9 protein-coding genes are annotated in these 13,657 nt (G+C 59.6%); 6 read left to right on the top strand and 3 right to left on the bottom strand.

Going from position 1 to position 13,657, the window contains the following annotated elements; translation table 11 throughout:
- Nucleotides 1-28 precede the first annotated feature (28 nt).
- The 3 genes from E6C55_RS26820 (at nt 29) to E6C55_RS26810 (ending at nt 3,894) form a co-directional block, all read left to right on the top strand.
- Nucleotides 29-1,156 (top strand): GntR family transcriptional regulator, encoded by a 1,128-nt coding sequence (locus tag E6C55_RS26820; protein ID WP_136372916.1) that lies wholly within the window; start codon nt 29-31, stop codon nt 1,154-1,156.
- Nucleotides 1,157-1,427: 271 nt separating this feature from the next.
- Nucleotides 1,428-2,129, top strand: coding sequence for an L-ribulose-5-phosphate 4-epimerase (gene araD, locus E6C55_RS26815; RefSeq protein WP_136372915.1), 702 nt, complete (start codon nt 1,428-1,430; stop codon nt 2,127-2,129).
- A 73-nt stretch (nt 2,130-2,202) separates the two neighbouring features.
- Nucleotides 2,203-3,894, top strand: a complete 1,692-nt coding sequence (locus E6C55_RS26810) for a ribulokinase (RefSeq protein ID WP_136372914.1) — start codon at nt 2,203-2,205, stop codon at nt 3,892-3,894.
- A gap of 917 nt (nt 3,895-4,811) precedes the next feature.
- Here the strand turns inward: E6C55_RS26810 and E6C55_RS26805 are convergent.
- The 3 genes from E6C55_RS26805 to E6C55_RS26795 form a co-directional block, all read right to left on the bottom strand.
- A complete protein-coding gene (locus E6C55_RS26805) occupies nt 4,812-8,369 on the bottom strand; it encodes an S-layer homology domain-containing protein (RefSeq protein ID WP_136372913.1) in 3,558 nt (1,185 codons plus the stop codon).
- 239 nt (nt 8,370-8,608) lie between these two features.
- Nucleotides 8,609-9,028, bottom strand: a complete 420-nt coding sequence (locus tag E6C55_RS26800; protein WP_168735895.1) for an NEAT domain-containing protein — start codon at nt 9,026-9,028, stop codon at nt 8,609-8,611.
- Between the two features lie 402 nt (nt 9,029-9,430).
- Nucleotides 9,431-9,886: a hypothetical protein gene (locus tag E6C55_RS26795; protein ID WP_136372911.1), complete on the bottom strand. Its 456-nt coding sequence runs from the start codon at nt 9,884-9,886 to the stop codon at nt 9,431-9,433.
- Nucleotides 9,887-10,275: 389 nt separating this feature from the next.
- On the opposite strand from E6C55_RS26795, the gene E6C55_RS26790 reads away from it, so the two are divergent.
- The 3 genes from E6C55_RS26790 to E6C55_RS26780 are packed head-to-tail and all read left to right on the top strand — an operon-like array spanning nt 10,276 to nt 13,515.
- Entirely contained in the window at nt 10,276-11,409 is a 1,134-nt protein-coding gene (locus E6C55_RS26790; RefSeq protein ID WP_136372910.1) for a transglutaminase domain-containing protein, read from the top strand.
- A 58-nt stretch (nt 11,410-11,467) separates the two neighbouring features.
- On the top strand, nt 11,468-12,187 hold the full coding sequence (locus E6C55_RS26785) for a response regulator transcription factor (protein WP_136372909.1): 720 nt from the start codon (nt 11,468-11,470) through the stop codon (nt 12,185-12,187).
- Nucleotides 12,184-13,515 carry a HAMP domain-containing sensor histidine kinase gene (locus E6C55_RS26780; protein ID WP_136372908.1) on the top strand — a complete coding sequence of 444 codons (1,332 nt, stop codon included), beginning with the start codon at nt 12,184-12,186 and terminating at the stop codon, nt 13,513-13,515. Before E6C55_RS26785 ends, E6C55_RS26780 begins: the two co-directional genes overlap by 4 nt.
- Nucleotides 13,516-13,657 lie beyond the last annotated feature (142 nt).

Below are 13,657 nucleotides of genomic sequence, written 5' to 3'. Positions count from 1 at the left end.
GTACGTACAAGTTCTCGCGTATGCTATAATGAGCCTATCAACTTCGTCCGAGGTGAATGGCTTGAGTTCGCAGTCCCCGAAATACTTGAAGCTTAAAGAAGAGATCGTCTCCTGGATCGCCGGCGGGCGCTACCGTCCGGGGGACAAGCTGCCCTCGGAGAACGAATTGTCCGATCAATTCGGCCTGAGCCGTCAGACGGTGCGCCAATCGATCGGCGAGCTGGTGCAGGAGGGCTGGCTGTCGCGCGAGCAAGGCAAAGGCACGTTCGTCTCGCGGCTGTCGGGGGAACGGAGATCCGCCGGCGGCAATCGCACGGTCGGGATGATGACGACTTATATATCGGATTATATTTTTCCATCTATTGTTAGGGGCGTGGAAGCCGCGCTGAAGGAGCAGGGCTACCGGCTGCTGCTCTCGAGCACCGACAACCGCAAGGACCGGGAGCGGGAGAGTCTGGAGATGATGCTGAGCCAGGGCGTGTGCGGCCTCATCGTCGAACCGACGCGCAGCGCGGAGGGCAACCCGAACTTCGATGCTTATATGGCGATGCAGTACCACGACATTCCGCTGCTCATGATCAACGAGCGATACCCGGATCTCGACTGCCCGGTCGTGAAGCAGGACGACGAGGCGGGCGGGCGCGCGGCGACGGACCATCTGCTCTCGCTCGGGCATCGGAGGATCGCCGGCTTCTTCAAGACGGACGACCTTCAGGGCGTGAATCGGATGAAGGGGTTCGTGCGGGCGCACCGGGAACGGGGAATCCCCGTCGATCCGGAGCTTATCGTCCGCTACGAGACCGAGCAGAGGGAGACGCTGCCCGCCTCGGTGCTTCGCGAGTGGCTGGGCCGACCGGATCGGCCGAGCGGCATCGTCTGCTACAACGATCAGTTGGCGGTGGCGCTGCTCGACATCGTGCGGGAAGCGGGGCTGCGCGTGCCGGAGGATCTGTCGATGATCGGCTACGACGATTCGTTCCTGGCGACGGCGACGGAGATCAAGCTGACGAGCGTGAACCATCCGAAGGAGGAATTGGGGGAAAAGGCGGCCGGGCTGCTCATCTCCATGCTGGAGGCGGGGGCGCGGCAGGATGACGAGGGCTGGCTGTTCGTTCCGCAGGTTGTGGCTCGGCAATCGACGGCGCCTCCGGCGTAAGGAACAGGCAGCAGGGAGGCGGCAGGACGCTCGGCGTTCTGTCGCTTCTTGTCTCAGTGGTGCTTATCGTCTCAGTGGCGCTTCTTGTCTGAACAGGTGAACGTTATTGAACGGACCTCTCGACATACATGTACGTACAAGTGTATAATGGAAGCGGATTCGAATGCGGACGTTTTGCAGGATGTTTGAAGGACGTTTTAAGGCTGGCTTGAAGGACGGCTCGAAGGATTAAGGACTTTATAACGGTTATGCGGGAAGGGATGGATGCAAGTTGTTGGAGCAATTGAAGATGAGCGTGTGCCAAGCGAATGCGGAATTGCCGGCTTACGGTCTCGTTACGTTCACGTGGGGCAATGTCAGCGGCTTCGACCGGGAGTCGGGCCTTATGGTCATCAAGCCGAGCGGGGTTCCTTACGAGGAGCTGACGCCGGAGCAGATGGTCGTCCTCGATCTGGACGGCAACGTTGTCGAAGGCAATCTGCGTCCGTCTTCGGACACTCCGACCCATCTTGCCTTATATAGAGCATGGCCGGGCATCGGCGGGATCGTGCACACGCACTCCTCCTGGGCGACGATCTGGTCGCAGGCGGGCCAAGGCATTCCGGCGCTCGGAACGACGCACGGCGACTACTTCTACGGCACGATTCCGTGCACGCGGGCGATGACGGCGGAGGAGATCAAGGGCGAGTACGAGCTTGAGACGGGCAATGTCATCATCGAGACGTTCAAGGGAATCGACCCGAAGGCGGTGCCGGGCGTGCTCGTGTTCAGCCATGCGCCGTTCGCGTGGGGCAAGGACCCGATGGACGCGCTGCACAACGCGGTCGTGCTCGAGGAAGTGGCGAAGATGGCATATCATACGCGCCAACTGAACGGCGGCATTCCGTCGATGCAGCAGGAGCTGCTCGACAAGCACTACCTTCGCAAGCACGGAGCGAACGCCTACTACGGCCAGCCGGGCAAGGAGCACTGAGCGCAGAACGGTTTGAAGCGGAAAATAAATACTTACTATAAATAAGCACTAAGCACAATGGGAGGAATGGACGATGAGCAAGAAGTACGCCATCGGCGTCGACTATGGAACGCAGTCCGGTCGCGCCGTGCTTGTGGATCTGGCGAACGGTCAGGAGATCGCGGATCATGTGACGCCTTATCCGCACGGGGTCATCGACGAGGAACTGCCGGTATCCGGCATTAAGCTGGAGCACGACTGGGCGCTTCAGCATCCGGACGATTACATCGAAGTGCTGCGCAAGTCGGTTCCGGCGGTGCTCGCGGCATCGGGCGTGGCGGCGGACGATGTCATCGGTCTGGGCATCGACTTCACGGCGTGTACGATGCTGCCGGTGGACGCGGACGGAACGCCGCTCTGCCTGAAGCCGGAGTGGGAGCGCAATCCGCACGGCTGGGTGAAGCTGTGGAAGCATCACGCGGCGCAGGACGAGGCGGATCGCTTGAATGCCATCGCGGCGGAGCGCGGCGAGAAGTTCCTCCCGCGCTACGGCGGCAAAATCTCGTCGGAGTGGATGATCGCCAAGGTGTGGCAGATTCTCGACGAGGCGCCGGACGTGTACGAGGCGGCGGATCGGTTCACCGAAGCGACCGACTGGGTCATCTCGCAATTGACAGGTCAATTCGAGACGGGCGAGTTCGTGCGCAACAGCTGCACGGCCGGCTACAAGGCCATCTGGCACAAGCAGGAGGGGTATCCGAGCAAGGAGTTCTTCGCCGCGCTTGATCCTCGGCTTGAGAATTTGGTCGAGACGAAGCTGCGCGGCGACATCAAGCCGCTCGGCACGAAGGCGGGCGAGCTGACGCCGGCGATGGCGGAGCTGACCGGCCTTAAGGCAGGCACGGCGATCGCGGTCGGCAACGTCGACGCGCATGCGGCCGTTCCGGCGGTAGGCGTCGTGGACGAAGGCAAGCTCGTCATGGCGATGGGCACGTCGATCTGCCACATGCTGCTCGGCACCGAAGAAGTCGAAGTCGAAGGCATGTGCGGCGTCGTCGAGGACGGCATCATCCCGGGGTACAAGGGCTATGAAGCGGGGCAATCGGCGGTCGGCGACATCTTCGAATGGTTCGTAGAAGAAGCAGTGCCGGCGTATGTGAAGGAAGCGGCGGAGAAGGACGGCGTCGGCATTCACCAATGGTTGACCGAGCGCGCTTCCGCATACAAGCCGGGTGAATCCGGTCTCGTGGCGCTCGACTGGTGGAACGGCAACCGCTCCGTGCTCGTGGACACGAACCTGACGGGCGTCGTCGTCGGCTACACGCTGCTGACGAAGCCGGAGGAGATGTACCGCGCGCTGCTCGAAGCGACGGCTTACGGCACGCGGACGATCATCGATGCTTTCCATAACAACGGCGTTCCGGTGCATGAAGTATACGCCTGCGGCGGCTTGCCGCAGAAGAATCGCCTGCTGATGCAGATCTACGCGGACGTGACGAATCGCGAGATCAAGATCGCGGACTCGAAGCAGACGCCGGCGGTCGGCGCGGCGATGTTCGGCGCGGTCGCAGCGGGCAGCGCGAAGGGCGGCTACGACAGCGTCGTCGACGCGGCGAAGGCGATGGCGCGCGTGCGTGAGGAGACGTTCAAGCCGATCCCGGACAACGTCGCGGTGTACGAGCGGCTGTACCAGGAGTACCGCACGCTGCACGACTACTTCGGCCGCGGCGCGAACGACGTCATGAAGCGCCTGAAGGCTCTGAAGGACGAAGTGTCGAAGGAATAGGCAGCGTTAAATCAAGGCGATGTTGGAATTAAGGTGAGGTTAAACGCAAGGCGGCTTTACAATGAAGATAAAGGTCGGCACGGGGCTACCCGGCCGACCTTTTTTTGTCATTTTAGGTTGGCCGGGGTCCGGCATATGCGGCGAAGTTGGCGTGTTGCCGGCAGCGTCGATGGGGAGCGGGAATTTATGTGAAAAACAACTATGACAACATGAGTGTTGTCACCCCCTACCATGAAAATTTGCCGTATACGGCCATCCGCAGTGATGAAAAGCCAACTGCGGAAAGGCAGGAGGAGCGGAGTTAGTAGAGAAACCCGTACAACGAAGCTCCGAAGGGGCGGTAGGAGAGGAAGATGTGCGAGAAACCCGTACAACGGAGCTCCGAAGAGGCAGTTGGAGAGGGAGATGAGCGGAAAACCCGCCTATCGACTGTTCGTTCCACTTGCCATCCCGCCCGGCATCGCTTCCAACTCCCCCAGGCGTCTATTCCCTCTGGCGGCATTAGGTCTCTTCTCCCTTTCGTTCAGGATAAGGAGGTGCAAAGGGAATTGGCTGTCCTAAGACCCAAGGGCATGATCGGCAAGCGGAGGTTCCTGATCCAAGGGGAGAAGAGGAATAAGGGTTCAGAAGGGGGATAGCGACTCTATCCACCATAATATAGAAATAAACTCACCGACTCGCCAACTCACCAACATGCCGACCGCGTCGGGACGGTGCTAGACGGTGGTGGGACTTTTCTGTCTAAATCCGGTACAGACCGCCATTAGCGAGACTTAATTTTCGTATTAAACCACACAAAACACCTCGATCGATGCAGAGTCTGGGGTGATGAATGTGAAAAACCGCATAAAAAGCAGGGGCCGCCCTGAAGTTTTACGACTTCCGAGGTGGCCCCATCTGTTTATTGAAGGATTGTGTTAGTTAGTTTCTTGATCAGCTTGCCCGGTTTGGGCAGACTGAGCGGCTTGATCCGCTTGCCAATCCAGAAGGCGCAGGATCAGAGTGAGCGCTTCGGCGCGGGTAGCCGGGGCGGACGGATCGAACTTGTTGCCGTCCTTGCCTTGGATCAGGCCGGCGGCGACCGCCGCCGCGACGGCAGGCTTCGCCCAGTCGGCGACGAGGTCCGAATCCGCGAAGTCGAGGGACAACGCATCCGTCGGGGCGGGGAGATTGGCTGCGCGGGCGATGATGATCGCCAGCTCAAGCCGGGTGATCTTCTTGTCCGCACGGAAGGAGCCGTCCTCGTAGCCCAGAATCCAACCGGCTGCGTTGGCGGCCGCTACGGAGTCTCTCGCCCAAGCGGGAATCGAGGACAGATCCTTAAGCGTGCCGGAAGACGAACCGCCGTTCGATAGGGCCGGCTTCAGCGCGCGGGCGAGGAACACCGCGAATTCGGCGCGGCTGACATCGGCGTTCGGACGGAAGGAGTTGTCGGCGAAGCCCTTGGCGATGCCGAGATCGACCGCGCGTCCGATTGCTTCGCGAGCCCAATTGCTGGCGACATCCGTGAACGTCGTCGTCTGCGGTTGGCTTCCGGACGAGCCGGAGTTGCCGTTGTTCGAAGTGTCGGTTCCGTCCTCTTCCTGAGTATCTTCATCCGGCTGAGGGTCAGGTGTTGTCGACGGACCAGGAGTATACGTCGAAGTAATCATGGATGCCTGGAACGTTGAGCCGGCCCGCTCAAGCTCAGCCAGCGATGCATCGATAACCGCCTGCGAAGAGCTCTTGTCCGCAACGGCCCGAGCGGCTTCGATCGCGGCTGCGAACGCGGTCTTCGAGCTGAGGCTGTAATTGCCGTAGCTGCTTCCTACCACCGCGTTGTCGTGCAGAGTCTGCGCTTCGGCGATCTTGGCTTGCAGCGCAGTGTTGTCGCCTGCCGGAATCTCCGCATTCTCAAGGGCGTCCAAAGCGGAGTTTAAAACGGAGAATTGCTGGCCGATCTCGATGTCGCTCGCTTCCCGCGCCAGAAGCTGTTCGGTTGCCGTAATCGCGGCTTCCAGACTGTCGCGGGCGTCAGCCGGATATTGGCCGGCATCAATGCCGGCGACTGCGGCTGTCAGGGCCGCTTGAGCTTCGGCGAGGAGCGTCTGCAGATCGGACGGGTCTCCGGACGGAATGACTGCCGCCACGAAGGCCGTTCTGGCTGCGGCCAACGCTGCCAGCGCCTCGTCGGACTTCTCCTGCGTGCCGTCAGCGTCGGAGGCAGGCTGGCCGGCAGCGGAGACTGCCGCGGCGAAGGCCGAGATCGCTCCGGTGGAATATTGGCCGGGAGAGATGCCTGCTGCCGCCCCGCCGAGGAGCGCGGAAGCGGAGAGATAGGCGTCCGCCAACGCTCCGTTGTCGACATTGTTGAAGTTCAGCACGATGTCGTTTGTCTGCGTAGCGGACGTGTCCGCATCAAGCGTGGTTGCCCGAACGGCAATAGTCCTCTTTTCCTCCGAATAAGGAAGCAGAACGATCCGGTAGTTATCGGTCGTGTTCGAGTATAGTACATCCGCATCCTCGTACTGCCCGCTCTCGTTCTTCCATTGAAGCGATGGAAGATGAGCGCTGTCGCGAATGACCAGAACCGCGAAGCTCTCTCCGTCCTTCGTCCCCAGATAAGCCGGAGATTCGAAGTGCGAGTAAGCCTTGGCGAATTCGCCGCTTGTTGCATCCGCGGCCGAATAATAAACCGTCTCACGTTCCGCAGAGAGGAATGCGTTCACGGCCGTCCCAAGCGCTGTCGAGGCGCCCGAGATATTCAGCTTCGTCGCAGAGAGACGATTGCCGACAACGGCTGCTGCGTCGATTGCGCTCTTGAGCGACGCCAGGGCGTCATCTCCGTAGCGGCCCGAGAGATCGCCATCCTTCGCGCGCTCGTATAGCTCGGTCGCGTCCGCGATCTCATCGTTGAGAGCGGCGAGCCGATAGCCATTGAGACTCAGATAGACGGTCTTCGTCGTTCCGGGATCGCTCGCCAAAACATAGCTGAAGCTGAGGATGCCGCTGTTGACTGCGGTGGAACCAGTCGCGATCTGGGTCTGAAGCTGAATGGTATACGATGGAGCGCTGGTGTCCTCGGCAACCTTTAACGGGGTAATGTTAGTGTCGATAAAGGTGTTCGTTCCGTCGGTACTTGGACGCTTGTAGGCCAACGAAGAGAAATTCGAGGCGGGAGCATTCAACGTAACATTCGCATATTCCTTCTTGGTGTTGACTTGCAGAATCGTCGCATTCGGCGAGAACAAGGAAGCTTGTGCAGAGATCGTCGCATCGGAAGCCACCGAATCGAGCACAATCAGGTTCGTCGAGCTGCCTTGAATGATATTGGCGAGTGCATTCTGCAGTGCCGTATTCGCGGTCGTCGTCTGAGCGTCTACCTGCTTCTGTGTTGCATAAACGTTGCCTGCAACCGTCAGCGAGGTGTTCAGAGTACTGGTTATCGCTGTGGCATAGCTCGATGGCATCTCGCCGACCGCGTAGATGTTGACATTGCCTGAAGCGGCGCCGTAAACCTTGATTGTCGGCTGGAACGCTTGCAACTGGGCGATCGCTTCCTGCAGCGACGACTTGTCGACGCTGACCCGGAGCGCTTCGAAGTCGGCCAGCGCTCTGGCAAGAGAGTAATATTCGAGCGTGATTTGCTCAGTCGTCGCTTCCGCATCTCCCGCCAATTCTTCGGCTTGGTCGATGGCGACCTTCAATCCTGCGCGGGCGCCGGGAATATAAGCGCCTTCCCAGTAGCCGTCTGCGGAATCATCGTACACGGTCGTCGCCACGGAGATTTGTTCCGTCAACGCGGCGAGATCCACATCCGGCCCCGTTGGTTGCTCGCTCTGATTGACAGGAACGAGAGGAAGATCGCTTGTGTCGATTCTTACTTGCGCATTGTACCAATGGTCGTAGGCGGGATATTCGATGATGCAATCGCTTCTATTGCCGGTTGGACATTGACCATCCGGATAAGCGGAGCTGGTGTCAACATATAAATCCTTGACTACGATATGCATCAGCACGGTCTGGTCGACCAACAGATTGTTGATCGTGAAGATGACCGTACCGTAATAGCCTGCGACCAGCTTCGACTCCAACTCTGGGCCTCGAATACTGTAGCCTGACGCTACGTCCACGACTTGGGCTGTCGCGAAGTTTTCTGTCTGCGTGTTCGTAGTGGCGCCGGGCTTCAGGGAGCCCCAATATTCAAACCAATCATAGTTGTTGAACGTGAAAGCCAGCTTGTAGCTGCCGTTCGAAGCGATCAGCTTGCCGGTGGGTGACTCAACGTATTGTTGGGCATACGAGGTGCTATCCTTCCCGTTCTCCAAGATCGTGAACGGAACTTCGTATTCCCCATCCGCCAATTGAACGGCAGGGAACGCCGCCGCTTCCGCATGCTTCCCTCCGGGAACAAGCAGAGCGACAATCATGGCGAATACAAGGGATAAGGCAATCAGGCGTTGCAAGGATAATGCGGTCGATCGGGTAATAGACACGTATAAACTCTCCTCTCTTGAATGGGCTGCACTGCCGACGTCCGCACTCGGGAGTCTTCCCGGCACGCGCAAGCGGCAAGGAGGCCGACGCGAGGCCGGTCTCCTTGCCGCTTGCGCGACGGAGCTTATGTCCGGCGCGCAGCTATGGGATTGAACCGGCGGCCGCCTTCAGGCCGCCGGTCAAGCAGTTAATGCAGTTACAGCACTTTAAATCTTAAATCGAATCAACCGGCGAGCGGTTACGCCCACTCGAACTCGATGTCATACGTCGCGTTGTACAAGCCGAACACGGTTACGGCGATCTTGGCCTTCGTGTTGGACGTGAAGTCATAGATCGGGAACGTGAAGTTCTTCACGCTGCCGGAAGTTGTTCCATAGTACGTCGTGTAGGTCAAGCCGCCATCGTTGGAGATGCTCAGCGAGTTGACGCTGTACAGGATCGATGTCGTGAAGCCGAGCGTCGTCGTGTAGCCGTCCGTGTCGACGGAAGCGGGCTTGACGGCATAATCGTCGGCCATCGACGTCTGCGTCGGATCGTCGCCCTTCACGATCGTGTAATCCTGGGCCGTAGCCGCGGCAGCCGAGCCGATCATCATAACGACAGAGAGAACCAGGGCCATGAGCAGAGCGGGAATTCCTTTTTTCAACGTGAAAGACATCATCGATACACTCCTTTAGGATTAAATTTAGTAAGACGGCGAGCCTACAGCTTAAACGACAGTGCGGCGGACAACAGGACCGGGCCGGGATGCTCCCCGGCGGTCTACTCCCGAGCGTTCCGTATGTCTGGCTGCGTTCTGTGCACGACCCTCCTCCATATAGAAACTCCAGGCGGGAACGACGAAGAGTATGGACAATTCTCGCTTAATTGACTATGATAATCATTATCAACTAAGCTCAGATCGATTGTAAGTTTATTCAAGTGGATATGTCAACACAATTTTCCAAAAGAATAAGTATTTTCAAATTAAAATAAGTTTAATTAACGTTGAATGGGCGCCCGATTCCCGCGATATAAGCTGAACGAATGAATTTAGCCCAGCAAGTTACAAACCATCAAGTTAAAACCGCACAGCGATGCGGATTGGAAGCTCTTGACCCGCCGCCGTATTGAGCGAATAAGCATGAAATTCCGAGTACATTCCGTGTCCAGCCGCGTTTCTGCCGAATAACCACCGATATGTATGCGAAATTTCACATTCGTAGGCCGTCGCAGCCGCGAATCCGCCGAATGTATGCGAAATTTCACATTCGCAGGCCGCCGCAGTCGCGAATCCGCCGAATGTATGTGAAATTTCACATTCGCAGGCCGCCGCAGTCGCGAATCCGCCGAATGTATGTGAAATTTCACATTCGCAGGCCGCCGCAGCCGCGAATCCGCCGAATGTATGCGAAATTTCACATTCGCAGGCCGCCGCAGCCGCGATTCCGCCGAATGTATGCGAAATTTCACATTCGCAGGCCGATCCAGCCGCAATTCCGCCGAATGTATGTGAAATTTCACATTCGTAGGCCACCGCAGCCGCGAATCTGCCGAATGTATGCGAAATTTCACATTCGCAGGCCGCCGCAGCCGCGAATCCGCCGAATGTATGCGAAATTTCACATTCGCAGGCCGCCGCAGCCGCGAATCCGCCGAATGTATGCGAAATTTCACATTCGCAGGCCCCGCCTGCGCCCAGAGCGGGCCAATACGCATGAAATTCCGGCTACATGTCGGAATCCGCGTCAACATGGCGCGTGGCATCGGAACGGCGGCGCACGGTCGCCGCCAATTCCAAACGCCGATGCCGCGGATACACGGAGGGACAAGCGGGGGACATTCGCCCGATAGCCGTTCGTCCCGTACTCTGGTAGGATAAGGAGAGAGAGCAACCTATCATCAGGGCAAAGGAGCGGGTTCGCGATGGGAGAGAAGGGATGGAGACGAGCGGCGGCGGCCGGTGTCGCGATTGCGGTGCTGACTGCGGGGTGCGCCATTCCGCAGGGGCAGCCGGGGGCGGCGGAGGTGGCGGCGGCGACGAGCGGGACGGCATCGGCAACGCTGGTGTCGACGATCCAGAAGCAGCTTAACGCCCGCAGCGAGGCATTCTCCGTTCAGGTGTCCGGGAGCGCATCGGCTTCGGTGAAGGCGGTTGACGAGGCTTTCGAGGCGGCGATGAAGCTGGACGACTACGTGAATTATACGGTCAAGTCCTACAACTACAACTCCAAATCCAACGGCAAGACGGCAACGGTCTCCATCAAGGTCGTCTACTGGGAAAATGCGACGCAATCCGCCTACGTGGCCAAGCGTTCCAAGGAGATTCTCGCGGAGATCATCAAGCCGGGCATGAACGCTCATCAGAAGGTCAAGGCGGTTCATGACTGGATTCTGCTTAACGTGGCGTACGATCGCACGCTCAAGAAGCACTCCGCCTACGATGCGCTGGCCTCCGGCACGGCGGTGTGCCAGGGCTATGCCTCGCTCGCCTATCGGCTGCTCAAGGACGCGGGGGTGGAGGTGCGGATCGCGGAAGGGACCGTCTCGACGGGAGCGCACGCCTGGAATCTCGTCAAGCTGGACGGGGCGTGGTACCATCTCGACACGACGTTCGACGATCCGGTTCCCGACGTGAAGGGGAGAACGACGTACTCGTACTACCTGTTGACCGATGAGCAGATCAAACGGGACCATAAGTGGACGCAGACCTATCCCGCCGCGACGACGTCCTATCAGAAGACGGTGGCGGCGCTCAAGGCGAAGGACGCTTCCAGGCAAGTGTTCTATTCGAATCTGGAAGAGGCGGTCGGCTACAAGTATCTTCTGGCGGACAACTCGGCCTCGACTGTCCAGGAATTCGCGCTGCGGATCAAGGCGGCCATCAAGGCGGGCAAGACGACGGTCAAGGTTCGTTATGTGCACGGAGCCGGCAAGAAGCTCGATCTGCAGCAACTGCTCGACGCGGTGCCCGCCCTCACCTCCATCCAGACGAGCACGAGCTCCTTCCCTCTCGGCAACGCGGACGACGCGCTTGTAACGATAACGTTCGAGACTTGACTCGCGGCCCGACTTGGCGACCGCAAGCTTGAACTAACGGAGGAGACGGAGACGCGCAATGACGAGAACGATCCTGGTCGTCGACGATGATCGAGACATCGTCCGGCTGATCGCCGACGGCCTGAAGTACGAGCAATTCGAGGTGCGCTGCGCCTGCACGGGCCCCGAGGCTCTGGAGGAGATGCGAAGCGGCGCCGTCGACTTCGTTGTCCTGGACATCATGATGCCGGGGATGGACGGGCTCGAGGTGTGCCGGTTGATCCGCGAGCAGTATTCGACTCCGCTCCTGTTCCTGAGCGCCCGCGACCGCGAGATGGATAAAATCATCGGGCTCGAGATCGGAGCCGACGACTATATGACGAAGCCGTTCAGCGTCCATGAGCTGACCTCCCGGGTCAAAGCCCACTTCCGCCGTACGGAACGCCTGCACCGGGAATGGGAGAGCCGGCAGGAGGAGGCGCACGGTCCGGGTCCCCTGCTCCGCGCCAAGGGGGCGCTCGAATTGAACGAGGCGACCTACGAGGCCCGTCTGCAGGGCGGCAAGCTCGACCTGTCGACGAAGGAATTCCAAATTCTCCTCTACCTGTTCGACCACCCCAACCAGGTGCTGACGAGAGAGCAGATCTATGCCAGCGTGTGGGGAGACGAGTACGGGGACATGAACACGGTCACGGTCCATATCAAAAACATCCGCAAGAAGCTGGGAGCCTTCTCCGAGTGCATCCGGACGGTGTGGGGCGTCGGCTATAAGCTCGCTCCGGAAGGGCTGCGGCCATGAAGCTCAGGTGGCGGCTGCCGATTCTGTTCTCGATTCTCGTCATCGGCCTGACGGCGCTGATCGCCGTGTACATCCGGACGTACGTCATCGGGAGCGTCTTCTCGAACGTGAAGGAGCTGCGCGAGGAGCGCCAGGCGGTAGAGGAGTCGATCCGGACGGAGGCGGAGCGGCTGTATCCCGACACGGCGGCGATCGAGAGCTACGTCTCCAGGCTAAATGCGGGAGGCGGCGTGACCGTCGGCTTGTACGACTCGGGCTTCGAGCCGATCGGGTATGACCCTTGGGCCGGCGACGGGGCGGACAGGCTGGACCGGCAATGGTACCAGGTGAAGGACGGCGAGGGCAGAACGGCTCTGATGCTCGGCATCCTGAGCCCGGTGAAGCCGAGCGACGTCGTGCTGGCTCCGGCGTTCGAGCAGGTGTTTATCATTCTGCTCCTATGCTTGTCCGTCATCTTCGTCGGCATGGCGCTGCACCTTCACCGCCTGATCACGAAGCCGATCCAGCGGCTGAACAATCGGCTCGGCGGCATTCGGGCGAGGTCCCTGGGCCGTCCGCTTGCGACCTGCCGCAAGGACGAGATCGGCGAGCTGTACCGGCACGTGATCGAGATGGAAGAGAGGCTGCACCGCTCCGGGCGGGAGCAGACGGACATGATTGCCGCGATCGCGCACGATATCAAGACGCCGCTCACGTCGGTGAACGGCTTCGTCGAGCTGCTGCTTACGAACGAGTCGCTCTCCGAGCAGGATCGCCGGGATTACTTGCGCCTCATCGAGAAGAAGTCGCATCACCTGACGGAGCTGATCCAGCAGTTCTCCTCGTTCACGAAGGACGAGGCCCATCTTGTCGACCTCGAGCTGCAGCCCGTGAAGTTCCGCCGCTTCTTCGAGAGCACCGCGATCGAATATGAGGAGGAACTGGCCGGGCTCGGCTTCGCGCTGACCTGGAGCCATTCTCTGCAGGGCGGCGAGACGTTCCTCGGCCACGAGCCGATGCTGCGGCGGGTGTTCGCGAATCTGGTCAGCAACGCCGTCCGGTACGGGGGACGCGAGGACCTGACCGTTCGGCTGACCGCCTGCGTTCGGGACGGGCAGGCGGTCATGGAGCTGGAGGACAACGGCATCGGCGTGCCGGAGGAGCACCGGGAAGCGCTGTTCCGGAAGTTCTACACCGTCGACACTTCCCGGCAGATCAAGGCGGGCGGCACCGGTCTTGGGCTCGCCAGCTGCCATTCCATCGTGGAGCGGCACGGCGGGACGATCGTCGCCGGCGCTTCCCCTCTCGGAGGACTCGGCATTCGCATCCAGCTTCCCATCGAACCGTAGCAAGGGCCGCCAACCGCGGTCTTTTCTTTTTTTACCCGACGCCGACTTCATCATTCTTCATAATTGTTTTACTTTCATTTTACCGATTGATGGTAATCTGCTTGGGAAGTGGATAAAATTGCTACGTAGAGATAAACAGAAG

Origin of the sequence: Cohnella fermenti (assembly GCF_004801405.1) — a bacterium.
GTDB classification, from domain to species: Bacteria; Bacillota; Bacilli; order Paenibacillales; family Paenibacillaceae; genus Cohnella; species Cohnella fermenti.
Note: the sequence above shows the minus strand (reverse complement) of the source record. Positions and strands in the feature narration are given on the sequence as shown.

Coding starts and splice junctions, on each gene's coding strand:
- E6C55_RS26820 (WP_136372916.1), top strand. CDS start 29: ATGAGCCTATCAACTTCGTCCGAGGTGAATGGCTTGAGTTCGCAGTCC.
- E6C55_RS26810 (WP_136372914.1), top strand. CDS start 2,203: ATGAGCAAGAAGTACGCCATCGGCGTCGACTATGGAACGCAGTCCGGT.
- E6C55_RS26800 (WP_168735895.1), bottom strand. CDS start 9,028: ATGTCTTTCACGTTGAAAAAAGGAATTCCCGCTCTGCTCATGGCCCTG.
- E6C55_RS26790 (WP_136372910.1), top strand. CDS start 10,276: ATGGGAGAGAAGGGATGGAGACGAGCGGCGGCGGCCGGTGTCGCGATT.
- E6C55_RS26785 (WP_136372909.1), top strand. CDS start 11,468: ATGACGAGAACGATCCTGGTCGTCGACGATGATCGAGACATCGTCCGG.
- E6C55_RS26780 (WP_136372908.1), top strand. CDS start 12,184: ATGAAGCTCAGGTGGCGGCTGCCGATTCTGTTCTCGATTCTCGTCATC.